Here is a 24275-nt window from a genome sequence, read left to right on the forward strand (position 1 = left end):
TATGCGTAAGAAGGGACTCTATTTTTTTATTGTATTTGTAATTGTATTGGTTGTGCTTTATGTATGGCGATATAAGCGAGCACAAGTATTTGAAAATAGAGTCCCGGCTAACGCAACAAAAGTGATTAATGTCAATCTCAGGCAGATAGAAAATCATTTATTATTTGATTTTTTAACCAACCCCATTACCTATTTAAAGTCTCGAAAAAAGAAAGATTCAATAAAGAAACCACGAACGGCTCTAACCAAAGGTGTTAGTGTTCCTAAAAATATTTTATTTTATACCAATCCGACTGATTTAAGTAATAATTGGTTTAGCAGTATTGTTGCCATTAATGATACAGAAGAATTATTCAAATTTTTGCTTAAGGAAGGTTTTAAGAAAATTGAAAATAATGGCATTGTTTATTTTAGCAAGGCTAATTTTGTTTTATCCGTAAAAGGAGAGCAGTTCATTATTGCCTTAAAAACCAGTCCCAAAGTAGATGTAAGCACTACTATACTCACCTTGTTTAGTGAAGACGATTATTTATCAGAAGATGCGATAATTTTAAAACCGATAGTAAATAATACCAATGATATAAGTTTCTCTTTGGGTGATGATGAGCTAAACGCTAATTTTAAAGATGGATTTTTTGAGTTAGAAGGTTCTCTAAAGTCTGATTTGTTTCTAGTAAATGAGAATCCTGCATCTGATGAGGATGGAGTTATTTCAATGTCAGGTGAGTTAAACAGGAATAATGCTGTGTTCAAGCAATTTTTAACGGATAAAAAAGATAAATTTAATGCGTTTACCCATTTGTCTTTAGATTCTATTGTTAATAAATGGAATGGGAAATTTCATATGAATATTACTTCTATTGAGCAGAAAACAGATACTATAGTTTCTTATGAATATGATGATGATTTTAATAAAGTAGAAATTAAATCTACTCAAGATAAAAGGATTCCATCTTTATATGCAAACTTAGGACAGCAAAGTGTTTCCAGTCTAACGGATTACTTTTACGGTAAAAATGCCATTCAAATTATTGAGAACGACACCGTGTTTACTACCATTCCAGTTTTTAAAGTTTTGACAACTAACGTTGAAGATAAGTTTGAAATACGTGTGAATAAAAACAAGAAAAGTGAAAATACTTCAGCTACATCCTCAAAGTTTAATTTTTATTTTAATACTGAGAAGTATATGGAAACTCCTCTTGACATTCCATTAACTAAAGATCAACAAAAGTTTTTGCAATTAGTTAAATCTACAAAGTTAGAATGGACTGCGAATGATCAATTCTTGCTAAAAATTAATTTAAAAGATGTTAATCGTAATTTTTTAGGCAAACTGTTAAAACAGTAATATTTATAAAATAAAAGCGATAAATGAAACTGCAATTAATCCCAGGGAGGCTAATAAATAATAAAAAAAGTTCAATAGAATAAATTTCACAAAGGTTTTAGTTTTGTATTGTCCATAAAAATTGTGTAAAGCCTTAAATAAGTAAAATAGGAATAAAGGCACAAATAGGTATATTTTAGTATTTGTGTTTACTATTCGATCAATTATTATAAAGACCAAAAGCAACAAGAAAAATACAGTCTGCACATTAAACACAAATATTAAATGCTCTGTATAGTTCCATTTATGCCTGATGTAAAGTAATGAAAGCACTAGCGTGAATATAGGTAGTAAGAAGAATAATGCAATCGATATTTTTGAAATGATACTATTTACATAAGATTGTCTGAAAGTGGGGTCATCTTGAAGTTTATTATAGTTTTGAGCTAACTTATAGTAAAATGCATTAAAACGTGTTTTTGCTACACCCAATTCTTCCATGGCACTTAAAGCCGTTCCATTAGGGTGAGCGTTATCGTACTTTGAAAATTTATTAAGTTTTTTAAAAAAATCAATTTTGTTAATGTCGGCTTCTGTTTGTGATTTATATTCCTCAGGAATAGAGTAATCTATTTCATTTTCTTTAAAAATTTGTTCTACATGCTTATAAGTGTCTTTGTCTAGGGTTGACATGGATTGAAATACATTCCAATTGTTATTTTCTACAGCTTTATTTATTTGTTCAGAAATATAGTTGTTATTAGAATTAAAGAAGTCTTTATAAATAGAATCCTTTACAATTTTAAGGTTTGAATCTGTTTTAAGTTGTTGAAGGAGGTTGGTTGATGTAAAAATTGAATCTATGCGTAATAAGAGGTTTTTCGTTAAATCATTGGACGAATTTTCATTAGATTTAAAGATGGGTAAATCTTTTATAATACTATCCGCAGGCGTTGTGTTAGTATGAGTAGAATCTTTAACGGAAATAATATTATTACTATTCTCTGATGAAAATTCATTGAGAGTGTATTTATCAACTACTGAAAACAAGCTTTGTAACAAAAAGAAAACAATAGTAACATTTAGATATAACCGGAATGGGTTTGCATATTGCATGCGTTTGCCTTCAATGTAACTTTTGGATACTTTACCGGGTTTAAATACTAAAGGGATAAAGGTTCTAAAAAAACGAGAGTCAAATGAGAAAAAACCTGAAAAAAATTCAGAAAAAAACTGTTTCACACTTAAAGGTTGTAAATCATTTACTTGTCCACAATTTGAGCAGAAATTATCGCTGTCAGATAAGGGTTGCTTACAATTTAAGCATTCTATTCCGCGTATGTTTTTAGAAAATCGGGTAGTTGATTTCATGAATAGTTTAGAATACTTTTTTTAATTAGGGCTAAACTACAAAAAAAAGTGCAACCGTTTTACTTACCTTTCTGTATAGACCTATTTGAAGTAAAATAAAAGAGTGTTTAATTCAATACCGCGGGAACTGTTAATTGGAAAGAAGGGATGTTAACTTTAAATCTATTCGTGTTTGTAAAGTTTATCATATTAAAGAAACCTTTCATGGCACCAGTAGGTGAAGTTAGATTACAATACGAACTATAGGTATATGATTTTTTCGGTGCTAAAACTGGTTTTTTGCCAATTACACCTTCTCCTTCAACAATTTCTAAACTTTTTAATGAATCAAAAATTTTCCAATGTCTGCTCATTAGTTGTACAGAAGCATTACTTTGATTTTCTATGGTAATTTCGTAGCTAAAAGTGAAAAGCAACCTGCGGTTTTGATTGCTCATGCCTTCAAACTTTGTCTTTACAGATATTTTAATTCCATTTGTTACTTGTTGTACCATAGCTATATAGTGGTAGAATTATAACAAAGATATAACTATTTTTGTTGATAAATCTTGGTTAAGTATAAAGTAGATGCAGAAAAAGAGGTTTAGTTGCGTAAATTTTCAGAATTTGCCTTTCCATAGCCAATTACTTGTTCATATCTGCTACCAATTGGCTTGTAATAAACAAGTACTGAATAGTCGTTTTCTGTTTGATAAAAAGAACCTTCTACAGCATCATTGCTAATTATACCTTTATTATTGGCGGTAACATAAGTATAATTGTAGAATCCTTGTTTTAATAACATTGTACAGTCATATAGCTGTAAACGTTCGTTGTAGTTCATCTTGTTCTCTTCTGTAAGTTGCCAGTCATTAAAATCGCCATAAACATATATATCATCGTCACCAATATCGGTATAAGCCTGCAATGTAAAGTGTACGTAAGAATAGTCAGCTTCCGTAGCACTTACATCACTGTCAATTGTTCTAACCACAAAATTACCATTAACATCAGGGTAAAAAGTGTATGGTCTGTTTTTTCTCATTTCGTCAGTGTACAAGTAGGTGTGAAACAATCCATCAAGTCTACTTTTGGCAATATTATTGGTGGCGTTTCGAATTTCTTTAGTGTCAAAAAACAGGTATTCATTACCTGCCCAGAAAGATACTTTGTCAGAATATTTATACAATAACTGTGTACCTCGATAAAATTGTGGTTTTATATTTTTAATTGCAGTATTCCAATCATTGTTTTGATATACAACCACTTTAATTTCTTGACTAGGATTATTAATGAGTAAGTCCGGATGGTTAATGCTAAATTCAACATTTTGTTTTGTATTTATTGTTGAAATATCTCTGCTTTTATGAACACTAACTCCTACATCAACTAAAGTTTGGTACACAATAAATGGTCTTGTAAATAATATCTCTTTGTCTGAATCTAAAATACTTATTAAATAATTGCCAGTTTTCTTTATTTGGGTTTTATCGTTGGGTAATATTAGTTTATAATAAGTGTAGGGCTGTAAGGTGTTAAATGAGTTTTCAAATTCTCTTATCCAATCATTATCATAACCACTTATGTATTCTGTAGCTATCATTTTCGAGATCTTCCAGTCGTAATCATAATGCTCTATTTTATAAGTATATTCCGCTTGGCTATCGCTTAAATCATCAAACTCTAAAAGCAATGGATCGCCTAATTTAAGAATGGGTGTATAATTGTTTGTTTGTAGTGAGCGTAAAACAATAGTTTTTATATATTCTGGAGGGTCAACAATAACATCAGATTGGGCATTGCTGATGCCAATTGTAATGGTAAGCAATAGCGTGAATATATAACAAAAATTAGGGTATTGCATCGAATAATTTTGTGTAGTTAAATACAAAAGTGATACCAAAATTAATCAATTAATTTGATTTTAATAATTAGGTTTAGTTTTAGAGGATCAATCAGAAGAATAAATTTACTATTTAGAATTATTATAAATAGTAATTTATAATATAAAAACATAGATAACACGTACAAAATAATTAAATTTGCACCGTTTTTTATTGATAATTAACTAGACTAAAATTAATATGTCAAAAGACATTCGTATCAAAAAAGGCTTAGATATTAGGCTTGTAGGTGAAGCCGATAAGGTTACAGCCAAACTACCTTCTACTAGTGTTTATGCTTTGAAGCCCGCTGATTTTCATAAAATAAAACCGAAACTTCTTGTTAAAGAAGGTGCAGAGGTTAAAGCAGGTGAAGCCCTTTTCCATTCCAAGCAATTTGAAAGTATTATGTTTCCTTCTCCAGTTAGTGGTGAAGTTATTGAAATTGTTAGAGGAGCTAAAAGAAAAATACTTGAAGTTAAAATATTAGCCGATAAACAACAGCAATATCAAAATTTTGGTAAAAAAGATGCCAATAGCCTTACTGCAGATGAAGTGAAAACACATTTGTTAGCTTCTGGTTGCTGGCCTTTTATTAAGAGACGTCCTTATGACGTTATAGCCAATCCTGAAGAAACACCAAAGGCAATTTTTATTTCTGCTTATGCAAGTGCTCCTTTAGCTGCAGATTATGACTACACCTTAAAAGGTAAAGAAGCTGAATTGCAAGCTGCTGTAACTGCATTATCAAAATTAACTGAAGGTAAAGTACATATTAGCATTGGTAAAAATTCAAATTCACCGCTAGCCAATTTAACTGGAGCAGAAATTCACAAGGTTTCTGGGCCGCACCCTAGTGGTAACGTAGGTACACAAATCGCTAAAATTGACCCTATTAATAAAGGCGAAGTTGTTTGGGTGGTTACACCTCAAGATTTGGTGGTGATAGGTGAGTTATTACTTACAGGTAATTTTAATATTAAAAGAACTGTAGCTTTAACAGGATCGCAATTCATCAAAAACCAATATGTAGAAGTTATTGCAGGAGCTATTATGTCTGATATTGTTTCAGAAAATTTAGACAGCCATACAAGAATTATTAGTGGTAATGTATTATCTGGTAAACGAGTTGCTCAAGAAGATTATCTTGGTTATTACGATAATCAGGTAACTGCTATAAAAGAAGGTGATGATTATGAACTTTTTGGTTGGACGGTACCTGTTTTTAATAAAATATCTAATACTAGAGCGTTAACCTTTTCATGGTTAAGTCCTAAAAAGAAGTATGATTTAGATACCAACACTAATGGTGAACATAGAGCGTTCGTGCTTACTGGTAATTATGAAGAAGTATTTCCTTTAGATATTTATCCTATGCAAATCTTAAAAGCTTGTTTATATAAAGATTTAGATGAAATGGAAGCTTTAGGGATGTATGAAGTGGCACCAGAAGATTTTGCATTGACGGAATTTGTTTGTGTGTCTAAACAACCACATCAACAAATTATCAGAGCAGGTTTAGACTTAATGATTGAAGAAATAGGTTAAAATAAAAACAATGGGTTTAAAACAGAACTTACATAATTTAAAAGAAAAGTATAAAGGAACTAAAATGGCACCAGCCTTTAACGCCTTGCATACTTTCTTATATACGCCAAACGATACTACACATGGTGGTACTCACATAAAGGCAGCTGACGATTTAAAGCGTACCATGAATACGGTTATTATGGCTTTAATTCCATGTTTAATTTTCGGTATGTTTAATGCAGGTTACCAGCATTACTTAGCGTTAGGCGAAATACAATCCGTTTCTGGAGGTTTTTTTAGCGGTGAATTTTGGTCATTGCAAAATTTTAGTCTTGGGTTTTGGAAAATATTACCTTTAATAATTATTTCTTATGGTGTTGGTTTAGGTGTTGAATTTATTTTCGCAACTATTAAAGGACACGAAGTAGAAGAGGGGTATCTAGTAACTGGTATGTTAGTGCCATTAATTGTGCCTATTGATATTCCTTGGTGGATGTTAATTGTAGCTGTTATTTTTGGTGTTGTTATCGGAAAAGAAGTATTTGGAGGTACAGGGATGAATATTTTGAATCCCGCTTTAACCATTAGAGCATTTTTGTTCTTTGCATATCCAACTTGGATGAGTGGTGATAAAGTTTGGGTGCAAGGTGCTGTAGAAAGAACAAAAGAAATTGCAAATGGTTCAACAGCTGATGCTATTTCTGGTGAAACGATATTAGGTAGCTTGGCTCAATCAAATCCAGTTGACTATTCCGTAATGGATATGTTTTTTGGTTTTATTCCGGGTTCCGTAGGTGAAACCTCTACACTCTTAATATTATTAGGTGGGTTATTCCTCATTTTTACTAAAATTGGAAGTTGGCGAGTAATGCTTAGTGCTGTTATTGGTGCTTTGGTTATGGGTTATATCTTTAACATGGTAGTTGCCGCTGGTTGGATAACAGATACGAGTAAGTTTTATGGATTAATGAGTACTGAATTTTGGCATCACCTATTAATTGGGGGTATGGCATTTGGTATTGTTTATATGGCAACCGATCCGGTAACGGCAGCACAAACCAATAAAGGAAAATGGATTTATGGTTTTTTAATTGGTTTTATATCAATAATGATCCGTGTATTTAATCCAGCATATCCTGAAGGTGTAATGCTAGCAATATTATTAATGAATGTATTTGCACCAACAATAGATCATTATGTTGTGCAAGGCAATGTGAAAAAAAGATTAAAAAGAGCAAAATTAAAAACAGCTTAAGTTATGGCAATCAATACAGATAAAAATAGTTATACCATTATTTTTGCCATTGTTATGGTGTTGGTAGTGGGGTCTATACTCGCAGGGCTTGCTCAAGGTTTAAAACCTTTAGTTGATGCCAATAAGCGTTTTGAAAAGCAACAAAATATATTGTATGCCATGGGCATCAACGATAATGCAGGTGCAGGAGATGTTGAGTTTATTTCAACGGATAAAGTTGAAGATGTCTTTAACAAAGCCATTACCAAACAATATGTGATTGAAGGTGATAAGGTTACTGAAGACGCTAAAGCGTACATGATAGATATTAAAAAGGAAGAGACAAAAGCTAAGGATCCTAATTACACACGGAAATTACCTTTGTTTGAAGGTGAAAAGGATGGTAATCCTATTTATGTAATTCCCATTCGCGGTAAAGGATTATGGGATGCTATTTGGGGCTTTGTAGCCGTTGATAAATCAATGATTATTCAAGGTGTATATTTTGATCATAAGGGAGAGACTCCAGGTTTGGGTGCAGAGATTAAACAGCGTTACTTTATGGATGATTTTACAGGAGAACATGTTTTGAATGATTCAGGTGCCTTTAAAGGAGTTACTGTAGCTAAAGGTAATGCAGACCCAAAAAATGAAGAAAAAAAGGATAATGAAGTAGATGCGATTGCAGGTGCTACCATTACTGGTGATGGTGTAACAGCAATGATTAAAAAAGATTTAGCAATGTATGTTCCTTATTTTAAAACTTTAAAAAATTAACATGGCAGAAGTAGCAGAAAAACAAGAAATTGTAAAGGCTCCAAAAGAACCTTTGTTTTCTAAAAAGAATAGAAAGTTAATGACAGATCCTTTGACGGATAATAACCCAGTTACGATCCAAGTACTAGGTATTTGTTCTGCATTGGCAATTACAGCACAATTAAAGCCATCCATTGTAATGGCAGTTTCTGTAATGTTTGTATTAGGTTTAGGAAATGTAGTTATTTCCTTGATGAGAAACATTATTCCGTCAAAAATTAGAATTATTGTACAGTTAATAGTAGTGGCTACATTGGTAATTATTGTAGATCAAGTACTAAAAGCTTTTGCATATACACTTAGTAAAGAACTTTCGGTTTTCATTGGTTTAATTATTACGAACTGTATAATTATGGGTCGCTTTGAAGCATTTGCATTGGCAAATGGTCCGTGGAAATCTTTCCTTGATGGCATTGGTAATGCTGCTGGGTATGGACTTATTTTAATAATTGTTGGTTTTTTTAGAGAATTATTAGGTTCAGGTACATTATTTGGTTTTAAAGTATTAGGTGATTCTGTTGAAAAAACGGGATTGTATAGTATTGGATATGAAAATAATGGATTTATGGTTTTACCTCCAATGGCATTAATTGTTGTAGGTCTTATCATATGGGTACAACGTAGTAATAATAAAGAGTTAATAGAAGAAAATTAGACGTACTGCGTCATTCTGATTAGTTATGTCAGAATTTCAATACTAAACAATATGGAATATATAGAATTATTTTTTAAATCAATATTTGTAGATAACATGGTATTTGCATATTTCTTAGGAATGTGTTCTTACTTAGCTGTATCTAAAAAGGTATCTACCGCTGTAGGTTTAGGTGCTGCTGTTATTTTTGTATTAGCAGTTACGGTACCTTTAAACTGGTTGTTAGATCAATATGTATTGCAAGAAGGAGCCTTAGCTTGGTTAGGTCCTGAATATGCTGAATACGATCTTAGCTTTTTATCATTTATTATGTTTATTGCAACTATTGCAACCATGGTACAATTGGTAGAAATTGTAGTTGAAAAATTTTCACCTTCGTTATATAACTCATTGGGTATCTTTTTACCTTTAATTGCTGTAAACTGTGCCATTTTAGGAGGTTCACTGTTTATGCAATCACGAGAAATACCAACATTAGGTGAAGCCTTAACCTATGGTGTAGGTTCTGGTATTGGATGGTTTTTAGCCATTATTGCCATTGCAGCCATTCGTGAGAAAATCAGATATTCGTCTGTTCCTCCAGCATTACGAGGATTGGGTATAACATTTATCCTAACAGGATTAATGGCTATCGGTTTTATGAGTTTTGGAGGAATGTTAACTGGTGGTGATGAAGGAGTAGAAACTCCTGCACCAACAGAGCAAGCTATTCAAATAGATCAGAAAGAGAACGATGCTGATGTTATTTTAAAGAAAGAAGAAAAATTAGTAGAAAATACAACCGCTTTAAATCAATAATATGTTATTATTAGTAAGTACATCAGGGGTAATCATAGCTACTGTAGTTGCGTTTTTAGCAATTACACTTTTATTGGTATCACTTTTATTATTTGTAAAACAAAAATTAGCTCCTTCTGGTCCTGTAAAAATTACCATAAATGGTGAAAAAGTTATAGAAGTTCCTTCTGGAGATTCATTACTATCTACATTAGGTAGTCAAAAAATATTTTTACCCTCTGCTTGTGGTGGTGGTGGAACATGTATTCAATGTGAATGTCATGTGTTAGAAGGTGGTGGAGAAGCTTTGCCGACCGAAACGCCGCATTTTTCGCGTAAAGAATTAAAAGAAGGTGCAAGACTTTCTTGTCAGGTTAAGGTAAAACAAGACATGATTATTACCATCCCTGAAGAGGTGTTTGGTATTAAAAAATGGGAAGCAACTGTAGTTTCAAATTATAATGTTGCAACGTTTATTAAGGAATTTGTAGTTGAAATCCCAGAGGATATGAATTACAAAGCTGGAGGTTATATTCAAATTGAAATTCCTGAAATAGAAGTTAAATATTCAGATATGGATGTGGAAGCACATCCACAAGATCATCCGGGTGAACCAGATAAATTTAAGCCAGATTGGGAAAAGTTTGGACTTTGGCCTTTAGTGATGAAGAATACAGAAACAATTGAAAGAGCATATTCAATGGCTTCTTATCCTGCAGAAGGAAGAAAAATAATGCTAAATGTACGTATTGCAACGCCTCCTTTTGATCGTGCCAAAGGTGGTTGGATGGATGTAAATCCAGGAATAGCTTCTTCTTATATTTTTAATCAAAAAGTTGGAGATAAAGTAACCATTTCTGGACCTTATGGTGAGTTTTTCATAAATGAGTCTGAAGCAGAAATGTTATATGTAGGTGGTGGTGCTGGTATGGCTCCAATGCGTTCGCATTTATATCAATTATTTAGAACTCTAAAAACAAATCGAAAAGTTACGTTTTGGTATGGAGGACGTTCTAAGGCGGAATTATTTTACATACATTACTTTAGAGCTTTAGAGAAAGATTTTCCAAATTTTAAATTTTATATTGCGTTATCAGATCCAACTGAAGCAGATAATTGGAAAGTTAAAAAGGATGTCAATGACGAAGGTGATGGCTTTGTTGGTTTTATTCACCAAGTTGTAATAGATCAATATTTATCTAAGCATGATTCACCAGAAGATTTAGAATTGTATTTCTGTGGTCCGCCATTAATGAATAATGCGGTTCAGAAAATGGGTGAAGATTTTGGTATGGATGATGAGAACATACGCTTCGATGATTTTGGAGGGTAAAAAATAATAAAATAATAAATTATATAAAAAAAACTGAAGGGATATAATCCTTCAGTTTTTTTGTTTTAAAGAGAATATTTATTGTTTGTAGAACTTATTGTAAAATTAATTGATCAGCTAAATTTAAATTTTCATCCAGCTTCTTGTCTTTATTTTGATACCATTAAAATGGAATATACCTACCAAGTTGGATCTCCTTTTAACCCCTCAACACCTTTTTTAATATATGGGACACTATGCTCAACTTTTCTCCATCCATAAAATATCCCATTGTCAGATCTTCTGATTTCTTGTAGCTGAATACCTTCAACACTTAGTTTGTACTTATCTATGTAATATTTCCCACAATCAGACGTCATTCCTCCAATATTGACTGAAAAGTATTCTAGGATTAATTCATTTTCTTCAATTTTATAATAACCAACAGTACCACCTTCTAAATTATTATATTGATCTAATGGTATCTTTTCATCTGATATAGTATTAATCAACACCCTGCCATTCTCAAAGAAACGAATAAATGAGATAGTTGTAGTAGCGTCGCTACAATTAGTGACTTCATATCTTAGTGCCTCTTTATTCCATTTAGCACATGATTGATAGACAACGTTCGTTTTAATAAAATCCTCTTTTTTTAAAACGTAAATATCTTTACTCAAATCAAATTTCGTTTTTCCGGGTCTAATTCCTCCATTATCGGTGAAATAGTACTGTTTTGATAAAAAATTACAAGATCCACAGCTATTTAAGGTAACAATGAATATCAATAAAAGGAGTATTTGAACTAATCTCGGATATAATTTTTTTGATTTCAATATGGTTTTATGTTTAAATTTTTAATCAACTTAAAAGGGACTCTGTTGGGTTCTTTTTTTTATCAATTATTTGTATAGGCTTAGAATGATTGAAGATCCCCCACGATGTGATCCATTATCCAACTAGTATGGACTGCTGTTTCTCCGTTAGACGGGGCCATTATGTTGTCAAAGAGTTGATTCCTCATACTCTCTACATGATGTAGTTGTACGTGCTTAGGATGCTTAATTTCAATTTTAGATATTTTACCCTCTAGGTTCAATACAATTGGGTTTTCATTAAAAATGGAGAAAACAATTTCTCCTTTGCTTCCCAAAAGAGAAACTTTATCTACGTTCTGTGAGCTACCAAAGTTCCAAAATCCACTGCCAGTAACGTTGTTTTCATGTATCCAGCACGCTGTAAAAGCATCTTTAGCTTTATACAACCCTTGTTGATTTAAACTAATTCCGTTTACTTTTTTTACGTTTCCTAAAAGCCAGGTAAATAAATCGAGTCCATGACTGGCCAAGTCATCAAAATACCCACCAGGGGCTACATCAGGATTCGTACGCCAATTATCTGATTTTGACAAATCTATGGAGCTCGGAGGCTTACTTAATTGCCAACTGACATGTCTTAAGTCTCCTATCGTATTCTTATCTAACAATTTTTTGATTTTTGTAAAGCGAGGAAGGCAACGTCTATAATAAGCTACAAATAAAGGTGTTTTCGCGGCCTTAAATGCTTCATAAATGGCTAAGCTATCTTTGTATGTAGGGGCCAATGGTTTTTCAATACAACACGGTTTACCTGCCATTGCAACTTTTAATCCATACAATTTATGCGTGTCCGGTGGAGTGGCAATATAAACGGCATCCACATTTGGATCATTAATCAATTCGTCAGCATCTACGTAATATTTATCTATTTTGTGACGCGAAGCATAATCTTTTGCTTTTTTAGCATTACGCCGCATTACTGCTGAAATAGTAAACCCTTCAGTTTGTTGATAGGCTGGTCCACTTTTATATTCTGTTACATCTCCACAACCTATAATGCCCCATCTGATGGGTTTAGTGTAATTTAACATTCAATATTATTAATTTGTTTTTATTTAATTCTAGTTGTAATTACTATGGCACCACTACCCCCGCGTGCACCATAAATAGCCGCATTTTTTAAAATTTTTATCGTTTTAACATTAAAAGGCTCTATGTTTTCTATACTTTGACTAATAACGCCATCAATTACATAAAGAGCATCTGAACTTCCAGTTATTGAGTTTTTACCTCTAATTTGTATTTTTCTACCAAGTGGACTATTGATTATTTGTATACCTGGAAATTTTCCTTGTAGCATAGCAAAAATATCTGGGTAATTAGAGAAATCATTGTTGTATTCAGCGTAATTTGCCAATGAATACGAAAGGTTTGATTCAGATACATGACCAAATTCTTTAGCTTCGGAAATTGATTTATCATCCTCTTTTAAGACCATTTTTATATTAATGGTATCTTTATTATTAACTCTTTTTATCACTTTTTCAAATCCAGCTCCTAAAAAGATTAATCTATCTTTGGATTTACAATTAATAGTATAATTACCTAGAGAGTCCGTTAATACAGATAGTTTTGATTTTTTAGAAACTACTTTTATATTTTGAAGTGCTAAATCTTTAAAAGCATAAACGTTACCATGAACAGTTTTGCTTTGACTGAAGCATATTGTGGATGAATTAAATAAAAAGATCAGAAATAATACAACTCTATACATACGTTTATTAATTTAATAAAAAATTGCATTTAGCAACTTAGTAATACACGAAGATAAAACTTATAATTTGTTTTGTAAAGGTCCACTTAGTTTAGTTTTAATTAAGTAGAATAATTTATAATTCAATTCTTTTTTGGACTAAAAAATCTAGGATAAGATCCGTTTTAGTTCAAGTACTACAAGTTATAAGGAATTAGAGGTGATGTCAATTAATTTTAATTATATAAGCTTTAAAAAACTGAATTTATTCAAATGGGTTAACATTAATTGTTCTTGAGCACAGATAAAGCAATATTTGTGCGTAGTTTTAAATATCCTATCAAAATGGTTATTACATACCTAAAAGGATAAGTTTCGCCTTAATTTAAATCTATCAATATGAATTTTTCAAATCTTTCCGTTATTTACATTAATTGTTCATTAAAAAAATCACCCCAAAAAAGCCATACTGAAACCTTGATGAAGGTTTCGCAAAATATCTTAGAAAAAGAAAATGTAGCTTATGAAACCATTAGGTTGATAGATGAAGAGGTTGCCGTGGGAATCTATCCAGACATGAAAGAGCATGGTTACGATAAAGATGATTGGCCAGAAATCTTTGAAAAGATTATGGCCGCAGACGTATTAATTGTGGGAACACCAATTTGGTTAGGTGAGAAGTCCTCGGAAGCTCAAAAACTTATTGAACGTTTGTATGCTATGAGTTCTAAAACGAATGATAAAGGGCAATATATTTTTTATGGTAAAGTTGGAGGCTGTATGATAACGGGTAATGAAGATGGTGTTAAACATTGTGCAATGGGTATTTTATATGCATTACAGCATGTTGGTTACTCCATACCACCGCAAGCAGATTCTGGTTGGATTGGTAAGGTTGGCCCTGGACCAAGTTATGGTGATACAGAATGGAAAGACGAAAAATTAAATATTCCAGTTGGTTTTGATTCTGATTTTACCAATAGAAATACTACATTTATGACGTATAACTTATTGCATTTGGCAAAAATGCTAAAAGAGAATAATGGTTATTCCAATTATGGAAATTCTAGAGAAAAATGGGACGATGGTACACATTGGGCTTTTGAAAATCCGGAATACAGATAAATTCCTGATGTATGAATATTTTTAGTTTGAAGTTATTCGGAATAAAGTTTACAAATAATAATTCTTATATATCGTCTTATATTACAGACAAATCAATAATGAAATTAAAGATAAAGGAGATAATTTCTTTTGGATGATTTAAGGAAAAAGGGATATGCTAATACAGAAACTTCGCAAGAAGTTATCATTTACAATGAAATGATTCCGTAGTATTCAATTTATCTTGTAACTATTGCATGTACAGAATTGTCTACAATCAATACGATTAACCATGCACATGTTAATGATTTGGCAATGCTTCAATGAAAAAAGGGTTTAAATATTATAAACCTAAAAAAGTAAAGAGATTAGGGTAACAAACTGTTGCTTGTTTTCAAATGTTTTCGCTTTCTTTTTTTCTTAGCGATTATCTATTTTTTACATGAAACAGGATTTCTATTATTCAAGATAATACTACGATACGACTATTCTAGCTTTTTAATAATTGAACGTGTAGCTCAGGTATTTCATTTTGATTAGGAACAAGTATGAGTCTAATTGTATCGTTTTAGGTGCATTGATTTTTAAGTCTATAAATTGGTAGTCAACTAGATTAAAAACGCTTTTTTTTAGAATATATATGTATTTGGGATAAAATCATCATTTTTTATATTTTCACTATTTAAAAATAAGTTTTATCCTTGCAAAGCTCAGACTAACTTCTTAATAATTATGTTAGAAAACAAGTTTAATATTATTGCTAATGGGATTGTTATAATAATTGTTAATGTAATATATAAATAATCATTTGTAATGAAAATGTGATTACCTCTTAAAAAGAAAATTGAAATACCTTGTATTAAGTAAATTTCATAAGATATTTTACCCAGAAATAGTAGTGATTTATTTCTTGGGAAATAAAATTGTTTAAGAAATAAGAAGGTAGCTATTGGATAAAGGCACATTGACACGTAACTGTAAACTCCCAAAATTGGAATTAATAGTATAATGATTACAACTATTAGAAGTGTATATTTAGAGTTTAGAATCTTTTTATCTATTAGATTTTCGAAATACTTAATAAAAAAACCAGTAGTAAATCCGAAGGTTGATAGATACCACCAGTCTCCATAATTAAAATATTTTAATACCATTACGTAGATAATGGACAAAAATAATATTATAAAAATGCCATAAAGTAATGCACCCTGCTTAGTTTTAAAAACAATATAAAATATATAATAAAAAAATATAATAGTAAATATGTACCAAGAAAAAGGTAAGAGAGAATCGGTGTTTCCAGTAATCAGATTTTTAAAAATTAAATTAAAATTATTGGATTGATTATCTATATATGCACAAGTTTGAAACGTAAATATTGCTAATAAGAATGGTGTAAGTACTATAGTAAACCTTTTTTTAAGGAAAGTATTTAGATAGTTACTTTTTTTTTGTTAATAAAGAATTTAATAATCCATAACCTGATATGAAAAAGAAAATTGATACAATTGCACTGCCTAAATATTTAAAATAATCAATTATGAATATAACATTTGTTTTTTCAGATAAATGATGTAAAACAATTCCAACGGCTAATAACCCTTTAAGCATCGTTGCGGTGTCTTTTGTAAAATTTCCTTTAACTCTTAGTGTCATTAATTGAGTAATTGTTTAATACATAGCCATCTATACATATAATAATTATTGCTCAATAATTTCCAAGGTTCCACACTGAACACCTACTCTATGTCCCTTTTTTTTCCATTCAATCAAAAATTTGATGGGTATAGCGATATCAACTGTTACTTGTTCTGCATTTTTTAGTGCTGGATTCCATAATCCGTACGTTGATTTTAAAACTGAAATAAATTCCTTTTCCAATTCAGGATATTCCGCACCCTTTACAATTACATTTTCAACACTTCCGTTTTTATCTATAGTCATAGTAACATCTACAATTCCAAATAACCTTTTTACTTTTTTATGATTTATGGGATGAAAATTATTAATAAGATATAAATTTAAGTCGTCTTTTATTAATGTAGGAAGTTTATAAGAACCTTGTTTTTTAATTTCAATTTTATCAGCTAAATTATCATTAGTATCGAAGTTATATTTACCTACTAATTTTCCGTTTTTATACTTTCTCCAGATTCCAGATCTTTTATTTGCTAAAAATTCACCAACTTCTATTGTGTCTTTTCCATAGCCAAATTCGACAAAAAGACCATTCTTTTTGTTGTCTTTATAAGTTGTAAGATAATGGACTCTCGTATCGTTTTTATCATACTTACCTTCAAAAGGGTAGTATGCTTTCCAAATCCCATCTTTATTATCATTATCATAATTTCCCTCTTCAATGATAGATTTATATAGGTTTGCATCCCAGGTTAGTAAGTATTTTCCATGCTTCATTTTGCGATTGGTATCAAGCACGTAATAGGTCTCAATTTTTTCATCTCTCGAGCTAGTTACTTTAACTGTTTTTTGGGAAAAAACAGAACTAAAAGTTAAAACACAAAGGATAAAAAGCAGGTTTTTTTTCATGGCAATAATTGTTTAAAAACAAACTAAATAATGGTGCTATTTGTTTGCCTTTAAAGGTAATAAGAATTGCATACCATTTCTTTTGTAGTTTTTATTACTTATTAACGATATAAATGCTATTTGTAAGATTACAATATGTTTTATTACATGGTTTGTTAGAAGTATCTATTGTTTTATGGAACCAACTAAATTATTATATTTTGTAAATTTATACTCTAATTAAATTAAACTAAATGGTACCACTTACGGAACAAGAGCTTCATAATTTAGGAATGAATATTGTTGGAGAAAAATTGCAACAAATGGGCTATGAATTTGTAGCAATTAATAGTAAGCTTAAAAGTCATCCTCAATATGTGCTTTATAAAAAGGGAGAACCTACTATTTTTGTGTTGGTTAAAGTGACTTCTAACCTACAAAATGCCCAAGATTACGATGTCATTTGGATGGAAACCTTTAAGCAGCATGCTATGAAACAAAATGCAAAGGTTTGGTTTGCAGGTGTGGGCATTGCCAATGCAGAAAGTGTAGAAATGCCGGTATTCAAAGATCAGCCATACTATATGGCCTTTGATGAGTTTGTTAAGGTGTTGGATTAATATTTGTTTTATAACGTGTAAGCTGCTGCTTAATCAAAATTTCTATGTGCTTTATATTCGAATGGAGTATCTAGAAATGACGTGTTTAATAAAAAAGATGGTCCTATAACAAAAAAGGCGATAGTTTTAAAACTATCGCCTTTTTTCTAAGAATTATAATTCTTATTCAGATTTTGGAGTGCCATCAGGCTTTTGCTCTAAGATATCAAAGAATTGATCTAATTTTGGTAAAATAACAATTCTTGTTCTTCTATTTCTAGATCTTCCTTCTGCAGTATTGTTTGTTGCTAAAGGTAAATATTCACTTCTACCTGCAGCAATTAATCTTTTAGGATCTATTTTGAAATCATCCTGTAGAATTCTTACCACAGCAGTTGCACGTTGTGTACTTAGGTCCCAGTTATCTTTAGTTATAGCTGTATTAATTGGTAAGTTGTCAGTGTAACCTTCAACCATTACTTCCATTTCTGGTCTACCAGCAATTACAGTAGCTACCTTATCTAAAATATTTTTTGCTTTACTAGAAATAGTAGAACTACCACTTCTAAATAATAATTTATCGTTAATCTCAACGTAAACTACCGTTTTTTCAACATTTACGATAATATCTTCGTCTTGAATACCATCTGCTAGGGCACTTTTTAAGTGTACTGCTAACGTCAAGTTTATTGAATCTTTTCTAGACATAGCACCACGGATACCATTAATGTATTTGTCTTTTTCACTCAATTGAGCAACAATATCTTTAATGTTACCAGATGCTGATTGTGATAACGTAGTCAAGTTTTCAATTTGTCTTATTGATTGTGCATGATTTTCTGTTAAAAATTTATTTTGTGCCTCTAAGTTAGCAACCATACCTGCAAACTTGTCTTTTTCAACTTGACAATCTAAGACTTTAGCCTTAGCGTCAGTTAATTCAGTTTTTGCGGTATCGTACTGGCTTAATAAATCGTCATATTTCTTTTGAGAAACACAAGATGATAATAAAATTGCACATGATAGAGAAAGAAAAAGTATTTTTTTCATGATTTAATAGTTGTTTTTGTTTAATTAGTAAGCGAAGTTATTAAAAATTTATTTGAGCAAAGAATATTTAATAAGAATTTAACAAAGTAATTCTGAAAAATTAATCTTTACCTTTGCAATAGTATAAAAATATGAAATTTTATTCAATATGAGTGCATTGTACAAGAGATTTACTCTTTTTTTTATTGTAGTTGTTATTTTAGGTTCATGCAACAATTTAAAACATGAAAAACCTGTAAAATTGGAAGGGTCAGCTTTCGGAACTTCTTTTCATATCACTTATTTTAATGCGGACCAAAATGATTATTCTAAATCTATCGATAGTTTATTCTCTTTAGTAAATACTTCATTATCTACTTATATTTCGAATTCTGATATCTCTAAAATAAATAGTGGTGATAGTACTATTATTGTAGATCACTTTTTTACCGAAGTTTTTAAAAAGTCATCCGCTATTTATAAAGACACTGATGGTGTATTTGATCCTACAATTGGAATACTTGTTAATGCCTGGGGTTTTGGACCTGAGAAATCTACAAAAGGGTTGGATTCAATTAAGATAAAGCATTTATTGAGTTTGGTTGGTTTTAATAAAGTGAAGCTTCTAAAAGGTAAAGTAGTTAAGGATAATGATAGTATGTATTTTGATTTTAATGCTATTGCTAAAGGTTACGCGGTTGACGTAGCCGGTAGGTTTTTAGAAATGAAAAACATATCTAATTATTTGGTAGAAATTGGTGGTGAGTTAAGATCTAAAGGTATGAATAAAAGTAAAAATGCATTTTGGAAGGTAGGTATAGAGCATCCCAATTATGATGGTACCCGTTCTTTTGAAAAGATTATTGAATTGAATAATCAATCAATGGCCACCTCAGGTAACTATAGAAAATTTAAAATTGACTCAATCACTGGAAGAAAATATGCACATATCATTAATTCTAAAACCGGTTACCCAGCACAAAGTGATCTATTAAGTGTTTCTATCATTGCTGAAAATGATTGTGCAGACGTAGATGCTTATGCAACTGCCGTAATGGCAATGTCGCTAAACAAAGCTCAAAACTTCTTAGAAAGTAAAAAACAATTCAAAGGTTTTATTATCTATAGTGACGATTCTGGAGCCGTAAAAACTTTTGCTACCTCAAATTTTTAAGGTTTTTATAATAGCCTCAAGTTCAAACATAAAATCACGTTTATTGATTGAAGGAGCATAAGTAAAACCCTCAACCACTAATAGTCTGTTATTTTCTTTATCCATTATAGTGTAATTTAAAAACGGACCCGCCATAAAATCGCCTTGTGCCTCCCAAGTACCTCTTGTTTCAAAAGCAGGTTTGTCATCAAAAACAACTTCTTTCGTAAATGGAGTGTAAGCAGCTTCTGTAACCATATATGAGCCGTCTGCAGGTCCTGGAATATGGTTTTTGCCAATGATGTCTCTTGCTTTTACTATATTATTTGGGATACTATCTTTTTCTGATAAAGGAAGGGTGTAAGCAATAATATTTAAACTACCTTTTGTAATATCTTGTCTAAGCCATAAAAAATCAAGAGTATCATCAACAATGGCAAAATTCCGTGGAATTTTTATTGATACTCCTAGTTTACTTAATGTTTTAATCTCTTTTGTTTCGTAGTAATTTTGAATATTTTCTCTTTGAAAATTCTTTAAATCAGAATCTTTAAAAACGGAAATAATGTCTTCTTTATGAGATTGAATTAATTCATTCAAATCGTTTTCATCTTTCCCAAAGATAGTCATAGTTAACTGTGGTGCGGCATAAACATCTTTCTTTAAAAAATATCCTTCTTTTTCACTTATACCAACAAATAATATGTTTCTATTGGTTTGGAATAAATTTGAAAAAGCTGTTGGACTCACTTGATTTACTGTAAATTGAGTTTCCTCTTGCGGAAGACCTAAAACGGGGGATGCAATTATATCTCTCAGTGAATCACCAATTTGACCTTTCCAAAGGTTATTTTCAATGACAATCGTTAAGTGATTTATTCTACTGTAAGATTCTTTTAAAGTAATTTTGGTGTTTTTTGAATTACAAGAAATAAAAAAAACGCTAAATAAAGCTACTGCTAATAGGTTTTTCATGGGGTCGTATTGGTTTTAATGTTAGATGTTAATTCCTTTAACCAAGATACTACTTTGCGGTTATACTATGTCAAACTAATATCAATGAATTTAACTTTTGTAAATTTTAAGTTTTGTACCTGGTTTTAAACTTTTAACGCTCCAAATATTGTTCCAATTTTTGATTTGTTCAACAGAAACTTGTGGAAATTTTTTTGATATGATCCATAATGAATCTCCTTTTTTAACTGTATAGGTAGTATACTTGCCTGTTGGAGTAGGTTGTGGAGTTGTTTTTTTAGTAATAGTTGTTGTGCTTTTAGTAGCAGTAGTTTTATAATTTTTAGGATAAATAGTTAATCGTTGTCCAATTTTTAGATTATTTGAACGTAAACCATTCCATCTTTTTATTTGAGATACTCCAACACCATAACGTTTGGCTATTTTACCTAAATAATCACCATTTCTAACTCGATATCTGATTTTATCAGAAGCCGTTTGAAATTTTGGTAACTGTTTTTCGCGTTTAGCAAGATCTTCTTTGGCATAGGCATAGATTTGCTCCTCATTAGAAACAAATTTTCCAATCAAATTAATCGGTAAACGTAACGTGTATTTCTTTTCTTTTACAAAAGGAATTATTTTTAACTTGTATTGCGGATTTAAATGTTCTAACAGCTCATTATCCGTATTTAAAACCTTGTTAATTTCGTCAAATGTAATTTGATGTTTGACAACAATAGTATCGGTTTCAAATCTTTTAGTAATAAATTTTTGAGGCCTAATGCTGTGTTCATCGGCATATTCCATTAGATATAATGTCGCATAAAATGCCGGTAAATAACCAGCAGTTTCACGAGGTAAATTGTGTCTAATATTCCAATAATTTCGGCTACCACCAGAGCGTCTTATAGCTTTTGAAACGTTTCCAGGGCCAGAGTTGTATGCGGCTAATGCAAGATCCCAATCGTTAAATGTATTATATAATTGGGATAAAAACTTACAGGCTGCTTCCGTAGCCCTAATTGGGTCATGTCTTTCGTCTACATAAGAATTTACTTCTAAATCAAATTGCTTGCCAGTATAATACATAAACTGCCATAAACCAGATGCTCCCACTCTAGATCTAGCTGTTGGTCTTAATGCTGATTCTACAATTGCTAAATATTTAATTTCTAAAGGAATATTGTATTTGTCTAGGTGTTCTTCAAACATAGGAAAGTAGTATTCTGCCCTTCCCATTAAAATACCAAGTGATTTTTTACGCGTTTTTAAATAATGTTTTATTAATCGTTCTAGAGAGGAATTATACTCAACATTAAATGGAGTTGTACTATTCAGGTGAGCCAACCTCTCTTTTAAAAGTTCAGTACTTAGTCCACTATTTAATGTATCAGAAATCTCTTCATCAGGATCTACATATTGAAAGTCATTATCTAACGATGATGCTCTTAAACGAGCAACCCATAAACTATCAATTAAATTAGCATCACTATGATCAATTAATTCAGGAGGGGTTACTTTTAGGCTATCTCCATTTATTTTCAATGCCTTTGTAGTAGTATTATCTTTAAGTTCATTGCCTATTTTTTGAGCAAACAAAAGACTAGGTGATAATAATAAAATGACTATATAAACGAATCTCATCATGTTAAATATTTAGAAATATTGACAGCTGTAAATTAGGGTTAGAAGAAAACAAAAATAGAAAAATTATTTTTAAGTCAATCCTACAAACCCAATTCCTATTCAAAATAAAACTTAGTCACCTGATAAGCAGGTGTTTGAAATTAGTTTGTGATATTAAACTGTTAGCATAACGTAAAATACCTCTACAAATTATTCAGTGCTTGTTAAAACTTTTAGTTCAGTACCAGGTTTAATATGAGGTACACCCCAAATATTGTTCCAATTACGAAGTTGATTTATGGAAACATTTTGAAATTTTCTTGAAATTATAAAAAGGGAGTCGCCCTTTTTTACGGTGTATACTTTAAAAACATCGGGTTTTACAGATACTTCATTAGTTTTAACAGGTTCGGTAGATGCTTTTATAGCAATTTCGTTTTTCTTGTTTGTAATCACCAAACGTTGTCCTTCAATGAGAAAGTTTGTTTGTAAACCATTCCATTCTTTTAGTTGTTCTAATGTTATTCCAAATTTTCTCGCAATTTTAGGTAAGTTGTCTAGCTGTTCTACAACATAGCTATTTTCAGCATTTGGAATAATATGATGTGGTTTTTCTTTATTATTCAAGGTGTTATATTCCTCGTGGCTTTTACTTAAAAATTTTGCAATGGCACGCTTTGGTAATGTTAATACTTGGATTTTGTTTTTGTTGAACGGAATAATCTCTAACTTATATTGAGGGTTTAAAGAAGTTAAGAATTTATTGGGTACTCCTGTCCTTTTTTCAATTTCTAAAAAACTTAGCCTTTGATTAATATGTAACGTGTCTGTATCGAAATAATCAATTTCAATATTGTTGGGATAAATTTGATGTGCTTCGCCATATTCAAAAAGATAAAACATGGCATAAAAAGCCGGAACATAACTACTTGTTTCTTGTGGTAAGTATTGTCTAATATTCCAATAATTTCTTTTACCTCCAGAACGTCTAATAGCTTTGTTTACATTACCTGGTCCAGAATTATAAGCTGCCAAAGCTAAGTCCCAGTCATTAAAAGTGTCGTGCAATTTTTTTAAATACTTGCAAGCTGCTTCAGTAGCTTTTATTGGGTCAGTGCGTTCATCAATATATGAAGTTACATCTAAACCATATTCTTTACCTGTATGATACATAAATTGCCAAATACCTTTTGCACCTGCATGTGATGTTGCTGTTGGTAGTAAAGCAGATTCTACTACAGCAAGGTATTTAATCTCAAGGGGGATATCATATTTGTCTAAATATTCTTCAAAAATGGGAAAGTAATATTCTGCTCTGTCCATTAAATTAGAAATGGCCTCTTTTTTATCCTTTATATATAAGCGAATAAAGCGTTCTACAGTGGCGTTATAAGGAACGTCAAAAGGAGTTTTGTCATTTAGAATTGCCAACCTGTCCTTTAATATCATGCTGGTGAAATTCTCAACCTTGCTCGGTTTTATTTTAGTATCAGTAGTGTTGTGAGAAATAGTATAAGCAACATTCACCTCAGTCGGGTTCGTTTCATATTCATAACTATCTACCAAGGCGTTCTGAGCAACAGCGATTAAAAAATTACAGAATAAAATAAAAGTGAAAAGCTTCTTCATTGAGGTTGATAGGTTTTGTAACAAATCAAAAGTAGCAAAGCATCACAGGGTAATAGCAAAATTGTTAATTAATGCTAAAAACTTTAGATGTAATAATCAGTAATAGAAGATGTTGCGTAAATAACTTTCGAGCACATTGAAAAATAGTTAGTTAATCTTTGTTTTGATTAACAAAAATGTAATTAGATGGTCGT

Annotated in this window: 22 protein-coding genes and 1 pseudogene; 10 read left to right on the top strand and 13 right to left on the bottom strand. The window is 31.1% G+C overall.

What is annotated here, in order from left to right:
* Position 1 precedes the first annotated feature (1 nt).
* On the top strand, positions 2 to 1351 hold the full coding sequence (locus tag JBL43_RS11585) for a hypothetical protein (RefSeq protein ID WP_198841600.1): 1350 nt from the start codon (positions 2 to 4) through the stop codon (positions 1349 to 1351).
* A 3-nt stretch (positions 1352 to 1354) separates the two neighbouring features.
* Here JBL43_RS11585 and JBL43_RS11590 read toward each other — a convergent pair whose 3' ends face one another.
* From JBL43_RS11590 to JBL43_RS11600, 3 genes are all read right to left on the bottom strand, one after another.
* Positions 1355 to 2701: a DUF3667 domain-containing protein gene (locus JBL43_RS11590; RefSeq protein WP_198841601.1), complete on the bottom strand. Its 1347-nt coding sequence runs from the start codon at positions 2699 to 2701 to the stop codon at positions 1355 to 1357.
* A gap of 107 nt (positions 2702 to 2808) precedes the next feature.
* Complete coding sequence (gene apaG / locus JBL43_RS11595) at positions 2809 to 3195, bottom strand: Co2+/Mg2+ efflux facilitator ApaG/CorD (protein WP_138951099.1); 387 nt, start codon at positions 3193 to 3195, stop codon at positions 2809 to 2811.
* Positions 3196 to 3284: 89 nt separating this feature from the next.
* The gene (locus JBL43_RS11600; protein ID WP_198841602.1) at positions 3285 to 4544 is read right to left on the bottom strand and encodes a type IX secretion system plug protein; all 1260 of its coding nucleotides are present in this window, start codon (positions 4542 to 4544) and stop codon (positions 3285 to 3287) included.
* A gap of 220 nt (positions 4545 to 4764) precedes the next feature.
* Between JBL43_RS11600 and JBL43_RS11605 the strand changes: the two genes are divergently transcribed.
* From JBL43_RS11605 to nqrF, 6 genes are read left to right on the top strand one after another with little or no spacing between them, the layout of a single operon-like run.
* Positions 4765 to 6111 carry a Na(+)-translocating NADH-quinone reductase subunit A gene (locus tag JBL43_RS11605; protein ID WP_198841603.1) on the top strand — a complete coding sequence of 449 codons (1347 nt, stop codon included), beginning with the start codon at positions 4765 to 4767 and terminating at the stop codon, positions 6109 to 6111.
* 10 nt (positions 6112 to 6121) lie between these two features.
* On the top strand, positions 6122 to 7348 hold the full coding sequence (locus tag JBL43_RS11610) for an NADH:ubiquinone reductase (Na(+)-transporting) subunit B (RefSeq protein ID WP_117879545.1): 1227 nt from the start codon (positions 6122 to 6124) through the stop codon (positions 7346 to 7348).
* Between the two features lie 3 nt (positions 7349 to 7351).
* On the top strand, positions 7352 to 8104 hold the full coding sequence (locus JBL43_RS11615; protein WP_198841604.1) for a Na(+)-translocating NADH-quinone reductase subunit C: 753 nt from the start codon (positions 7352 to 7354) through the stop codon (positions 8102 to 8104).
* A gap of 1 nt (position 8105) precedes the next feature.
* A complete protein-coding gene (locus tag JBL43_RS11620; protein WP_198841605.1) occupies positions 8106 to 8798 on the top strand; it encodes an NADH:ubiquinone reductase (Na(+)-transporting) subunit D in 693 nt (230 codons plus the stop codon).
* 51 nt (positions 8799 to 8849) lie between these two features.
* Positions 8850 to 9596, top strand: coding sequence for an NADH:ubiquinone reductase (Na(+)-transporting) subunit E (gene nqrE, locus JBL43_RS11625; protein WP_198841606.1), 747 nt, complete (start codon positions 8850 to 8852; stop codon positions 9594 to 9596).
* A gap of 1 nt (position 9597) precedes the next feature.
* A complete protein-coding gene (gene nqrF / locus JBL43_RS11630) occupies positions 9598 to 10908 on the top strand; it encodes an NADH:ubiquinone reductase (Na(+)-transporting) subunit F (RefSeq protein WP_198841607.1) in 1311 nt (436 codons plus the stop codon).
* Positions 10909 to 11087: 179 nt separating this feature from the next.
* Here the strand turns inward: nqrF and JBL43_RS11635 are convergent, their stop codons facing one another.
* From JBL43_RS11635 to JBL43_RS11645, 3 genes are all read right to left on the bottom strand, one after another.
* Positions 11088 to 11723 carry a hypothetical protein gene (locus JBL43_RS11635; protein ID WP_198841608.1) on the bottom strand — a complete coding sequence of 212 codons (636 nt, stop codon included), beginning with the start codon at positions 11721 to 11723 and terminating at the stop codon, positions 11088 to 11090.
* Positions 11724 to 11803: 80 nt separating this feature from the next.
* Positions 11804 to 12796, bottom strand: a complete 993-nt coding sequence (locus JBL43_RS11640) for a Gfo/Idh/MocA family protein (RefSeq protein ID WP_198841609.1) — start codon at positions 12794 to 12796, stop codon at positions 11804 to 11806.
* Between the two features lie 20 nt (positions 12797 to 12816).
* Positions 12817 to 13479: a TonB-dependent receptor plug domain-containing protein gene (locus tag JBL43_RS11645; protein WP_198841610.1), complete on the bottom strand. Its 663-nt coding sequence runs from the start codon at positions 13477 to 13479 to the stop codon at positions 12817 to 12819.
* A 378-nt stretch (positions 13480 to 13857) separates the two neighbouring features.
* On the opposite strand from JBL43_RS11645, the gene JBL43_RS11650 reads away from it, so the two are divergent.
* Positions 13858 to 14583, top strand: coding sequence for a flavodoxin family protein (locus JBL43_RS11650; protein WP_198841611.1), 726 nt, complete (start codon positions 13858 to 13860; stop codon positions 14581 to 14583).
* A 689-nt stretch (positions 14584 to 15272) separates the two neighbouring features.
* Here JBL43_RS11650 and JBL43_RS20440 read toward each other — a convergent pair.
* The 3 genes and pseudogenes from JBL43_RS20440 to JBL43_RS11665 form a co-directional block, all read right to left on the bottom strand.
* Positions 15273 to 15989 (bottom strand): annotated as a pseudogene (locus JBL43_RS20440) (acyltransferase family protein); the annotation flags it as partial.
* 13 nt (positions 15990 to 16002) lie between these two features.
* Positions 16003 to 16218 carry a hypothetical protein gene (locus tag JBL43_RS11660; RefSeq protein WP_198841612.1) on the bottom strand — a complete coding sequence of 72 codons (216 nt, stop codon included), beginning with the start codon at positions 16216 to 16218 and terminating at the stop codon, positions 16003 to 16005.
* Positions 16219 to 16263: 45 nt separating this feature from the next.
* The gene (locus tag JBL43_RS11665) at positions 16264 to 17109 is read right to left on the bottom strand and encodes an energy transducer TonB (RefSeq protein WP_198841613.1); all 846 of its coding nucleotides are present in this window, start codon (positions 17107 to 17109) and stop codon (positions 16264 to 16266) included.
* A 233-nt stretch (positions 17110 to 17342) separates the two neighbouring features.
* Between JBL43_RS11665 and JBL43_RS11670 the strand changes: the two genes are divergently transcribed.
* A complete protein-coding gene (locus JBL43_RS11670) occupies positions 17343 to 17708 on the top strand; it encodes a DUF8840 domain-containing protein (protein WP_198841614.1) in 366 nt (121 codons plus the stop codon).
* Positions 17709 to 17870: 162 nt separating this feature from the next.
* On the opposite strand, the gene JBL43_RS11675 is transcribed toward JBL43_RS11670, so the two are convergent.
* On the bottom strand, positions 17871 to 18737 hold the full coding sequence (locus JBL43_RS11675; RefSeq protein WP_138951068.1) for an OmpA/MotB family protein: 867 nt from the start codon (positions 18735 to 18737) through the stop codon (positions 17871 to 17873).
* A 148-nt stretch (positions 18738 to 18885) separates the two neighbouring features.
* On the opposite strand from JBL43_RS11675, the gene JBL43_RS11680 reads away from it, so the two are divergent.
* Positions 18886 to 19890: an FAD:protein FMN transferase gene (locus JBL43_RS11680; RefSeq protein ID WP_198841615.1), complete on the top strand. Its 1005-nt coding sequence runs from the start codon at positions 18886 to 18888 to the stop codon at positions 19888 to 19890.
* On the opposite strand, the gene JBL43_RS11685 is transcribed toward JBL43_RS11680, so the two are convergent.
* The 3 genes from JBL43_RS11685 to JBL43_RS11695 form a co-directional block, all read right to left on the bottom strand.
* Complete coding sequence (locus JBL43_RS11685) at positions 19879 to 20844, bottom strand: DUF4837 family protein (RefSeq protein WP_198841616.1); 966 nt, start codon at positions 20842 to 20844, stop codon at positions 19879 to 19881. The genes JBL43_RS11680 and JBL43_RS11685 overlap by 12 nt on opposite strands.
* 90 nt (positions 20845 to 20934) lie before the next feature.
* Entirely contained in the window at positions 20935 to 22473 is a 1539-nt protein-coding gene (locus JBL43_RS11690) for a lytic transglycosylase domain-containing protein (RefSeq protein ID WP_233098766.1), read from the bottom strand.
* Between the two features lie 189 nt (positions 22474 to 22662).
* Positions 22663 to 24081 (bottom strand): lytic transglycosylase domain-containing protein, encoded by a 1419-nt coding sequence (locus tag JBL43_RS11695; RefSeq protein ID WP_198841617.1) that lies wholly within the window; start codon positions 24079 to 24081, stop codon positions 22663 to 22665.
* Positions 24082 to 24275 lie beyond the last annotated feature (194 nt).

The sequence above is a fragment of the Aureibaculum flavum genome (assembly GCF_016406085.1).
Taxonomy (GTDB): domain Bacteria; phylum Bacteroidota; class Bacteroidia; order Flavobacteriales; family Flavobacteriaceae; genus Aureibaculum; species Aureibaculum flavum.

What these genes read in the sequence shown, in the direction of transcription:
- JBL43_RS11585 (WP_198841600.1), top strand. Translation starts at nt 2, where the DNA reads ATGCGTAAGAAGGGACTCTATTTTTTTATTGTATTTGTAATTGTATTG.
- JBL43_RS11590 (WP_198841601.1), bottom strand. Translation starts at nt 2,701, where the DNA reads ATGAAATCAACTACCCGATTTTCTAAAAACATACGCGGAATAGAATGC.
- apaG (WP_138951099.1), bottom strand. Translation starts at nt 3,195, where the DNA reads ATGGTACAACAAGTAACAAATGGAATTAAAATATCTGTAAAGACAAAG.
- JBL43_RS11600 (WP_198841602.1), bottom strand. Translation starts at nt 4,544, where the DNA reads ATGCAATACCCTAATTTTTGTTATATATTCACGCTATTGCTTACCATT.
- JBL43_RS11605 (WP_198841603.1), top strand. Translation starts at nt 4,765, where the DNA reads ATGTCAAAAGACATTCGTATCAAAAAAGGCTTAGATATTAGGCTTGTA.
- JBL43_RS11610 (WP_117879545.1), top strand. Translation starts at nt 6,122, where the DNA reads ATGGGTTTAAAACAGAACTTACATAATTTAAAAGAAAAGTATAAAGGA.
- JBL43_RS11615 (WP_198841604.1), top strand. Translation starts at nt 7,352, where the DNA reads ATGGCAATCAATACAGATAAAAATAGTTATACCATTATTTTTGCCATT.
- JBL43_RS11620 (WP_198841605.1), top strand. Translation starts at nt 8,106, where the DNA reads ATGGCAGAAGTAGCAGAAAAACAAGAAATTGTAAAGGCTCCAAAAGAA.
- nqrE (WP_198841606.1), top strand. Translation starts at nt 8,850, where the DNA reads ATGGAATATATAGAATTATTTTTTAAATCAATATTTGTAGATAACATG.
- nqrF (WP_198841607.1), top strand. Translation starts at nt 9,598, where the DNA reads ATGTTATTATTAGTAAGTACATCAGGGGTAATCATAGCTACTGTAGTT.
- JBL43_RS11640 (WP_198841609.1), bottom strand. Translation starts at nt 12,796, where the DNA reads ATGTTAAATTACACTAAACCCATCAGATGGGGCATTATAGGTTGTGGA.
- JBL43_RS11645 (WP_198841610.1), bottom strand. Translation starts at nt 13,479, where the DNA reads ATGTATAGAGTTGTATTATTTCTGATCTTTTTATTTAATTCATCCACA.
- JBL43_RS11650 (WP_198841611.1), top strand. Translation starts at nt 13,858, where the DNA reads ATGAATTTTTCAAATCTTTCCGTTATTTACATTAATTGTTCATTAAAA.
- JBL43_RS11660 (WP_198841612.1), bottom strand. Translation starts at nt 16,218, where the DNA reads ATGACACTAAGAGTTAAAGGAAATTTTACAAAAGACACCGCAACGATG.
- JBL43_RS11665 (WP_198841613.1), bottom strand. Translation starts at nt 17,109, where the DNA reads ATGAAAAAAAACCTGCTTTTTATCCTTTGTGTTTTAACTTTTAGTTCT.
- JBL43_RS11670 (WP_198841614.1), top strand. Translation starts at nt 17,343, where the DNA reads ATGGTACCACTTACGGAACAAGAGCTTCATAATTTAGGAATGAATATT.
- JBL43_RS11675 (WP_138951068.1), bottom strand. Translation starts at nt 18,737, where the DNA reads ATGAAAAAAATACTTTTTCTTTCTCTATCATGTGCAATTTTATTATCA.
- JBL43_RS11680 (WP_198841615.1), top strand. Translation starts at nt 18,886, where the DNA reads ATGAGTGCATTGTACAAGAGATTTACTCTTTTTTTTATTGTAGTTGTT.
- JBL43_RS11685 (WP_198841616.1), bottom strand. Translation starts at nt 20,844, where the DNA reads ATGAAAAACCTATTAGCAGTAGCTTTATTTAGCGTTTTTTTTATTTCT.
- JBL43_RS11690 (WP_233098766.1), bottom strand. Translation starts at nt 22,473, where the DNA reads ATGATGAGATTCGTTTATATAGTCATTTTATTATTATCACCTAGTCTT.
- JBL43_RS11695 (WP_198841617.1), bottom strand. Translation starts at nt 24,081, where the DNA reads ATGAAGAAGCTTTTCACTTTTATTTTATTCTGTAATTTTTTAATCGCT.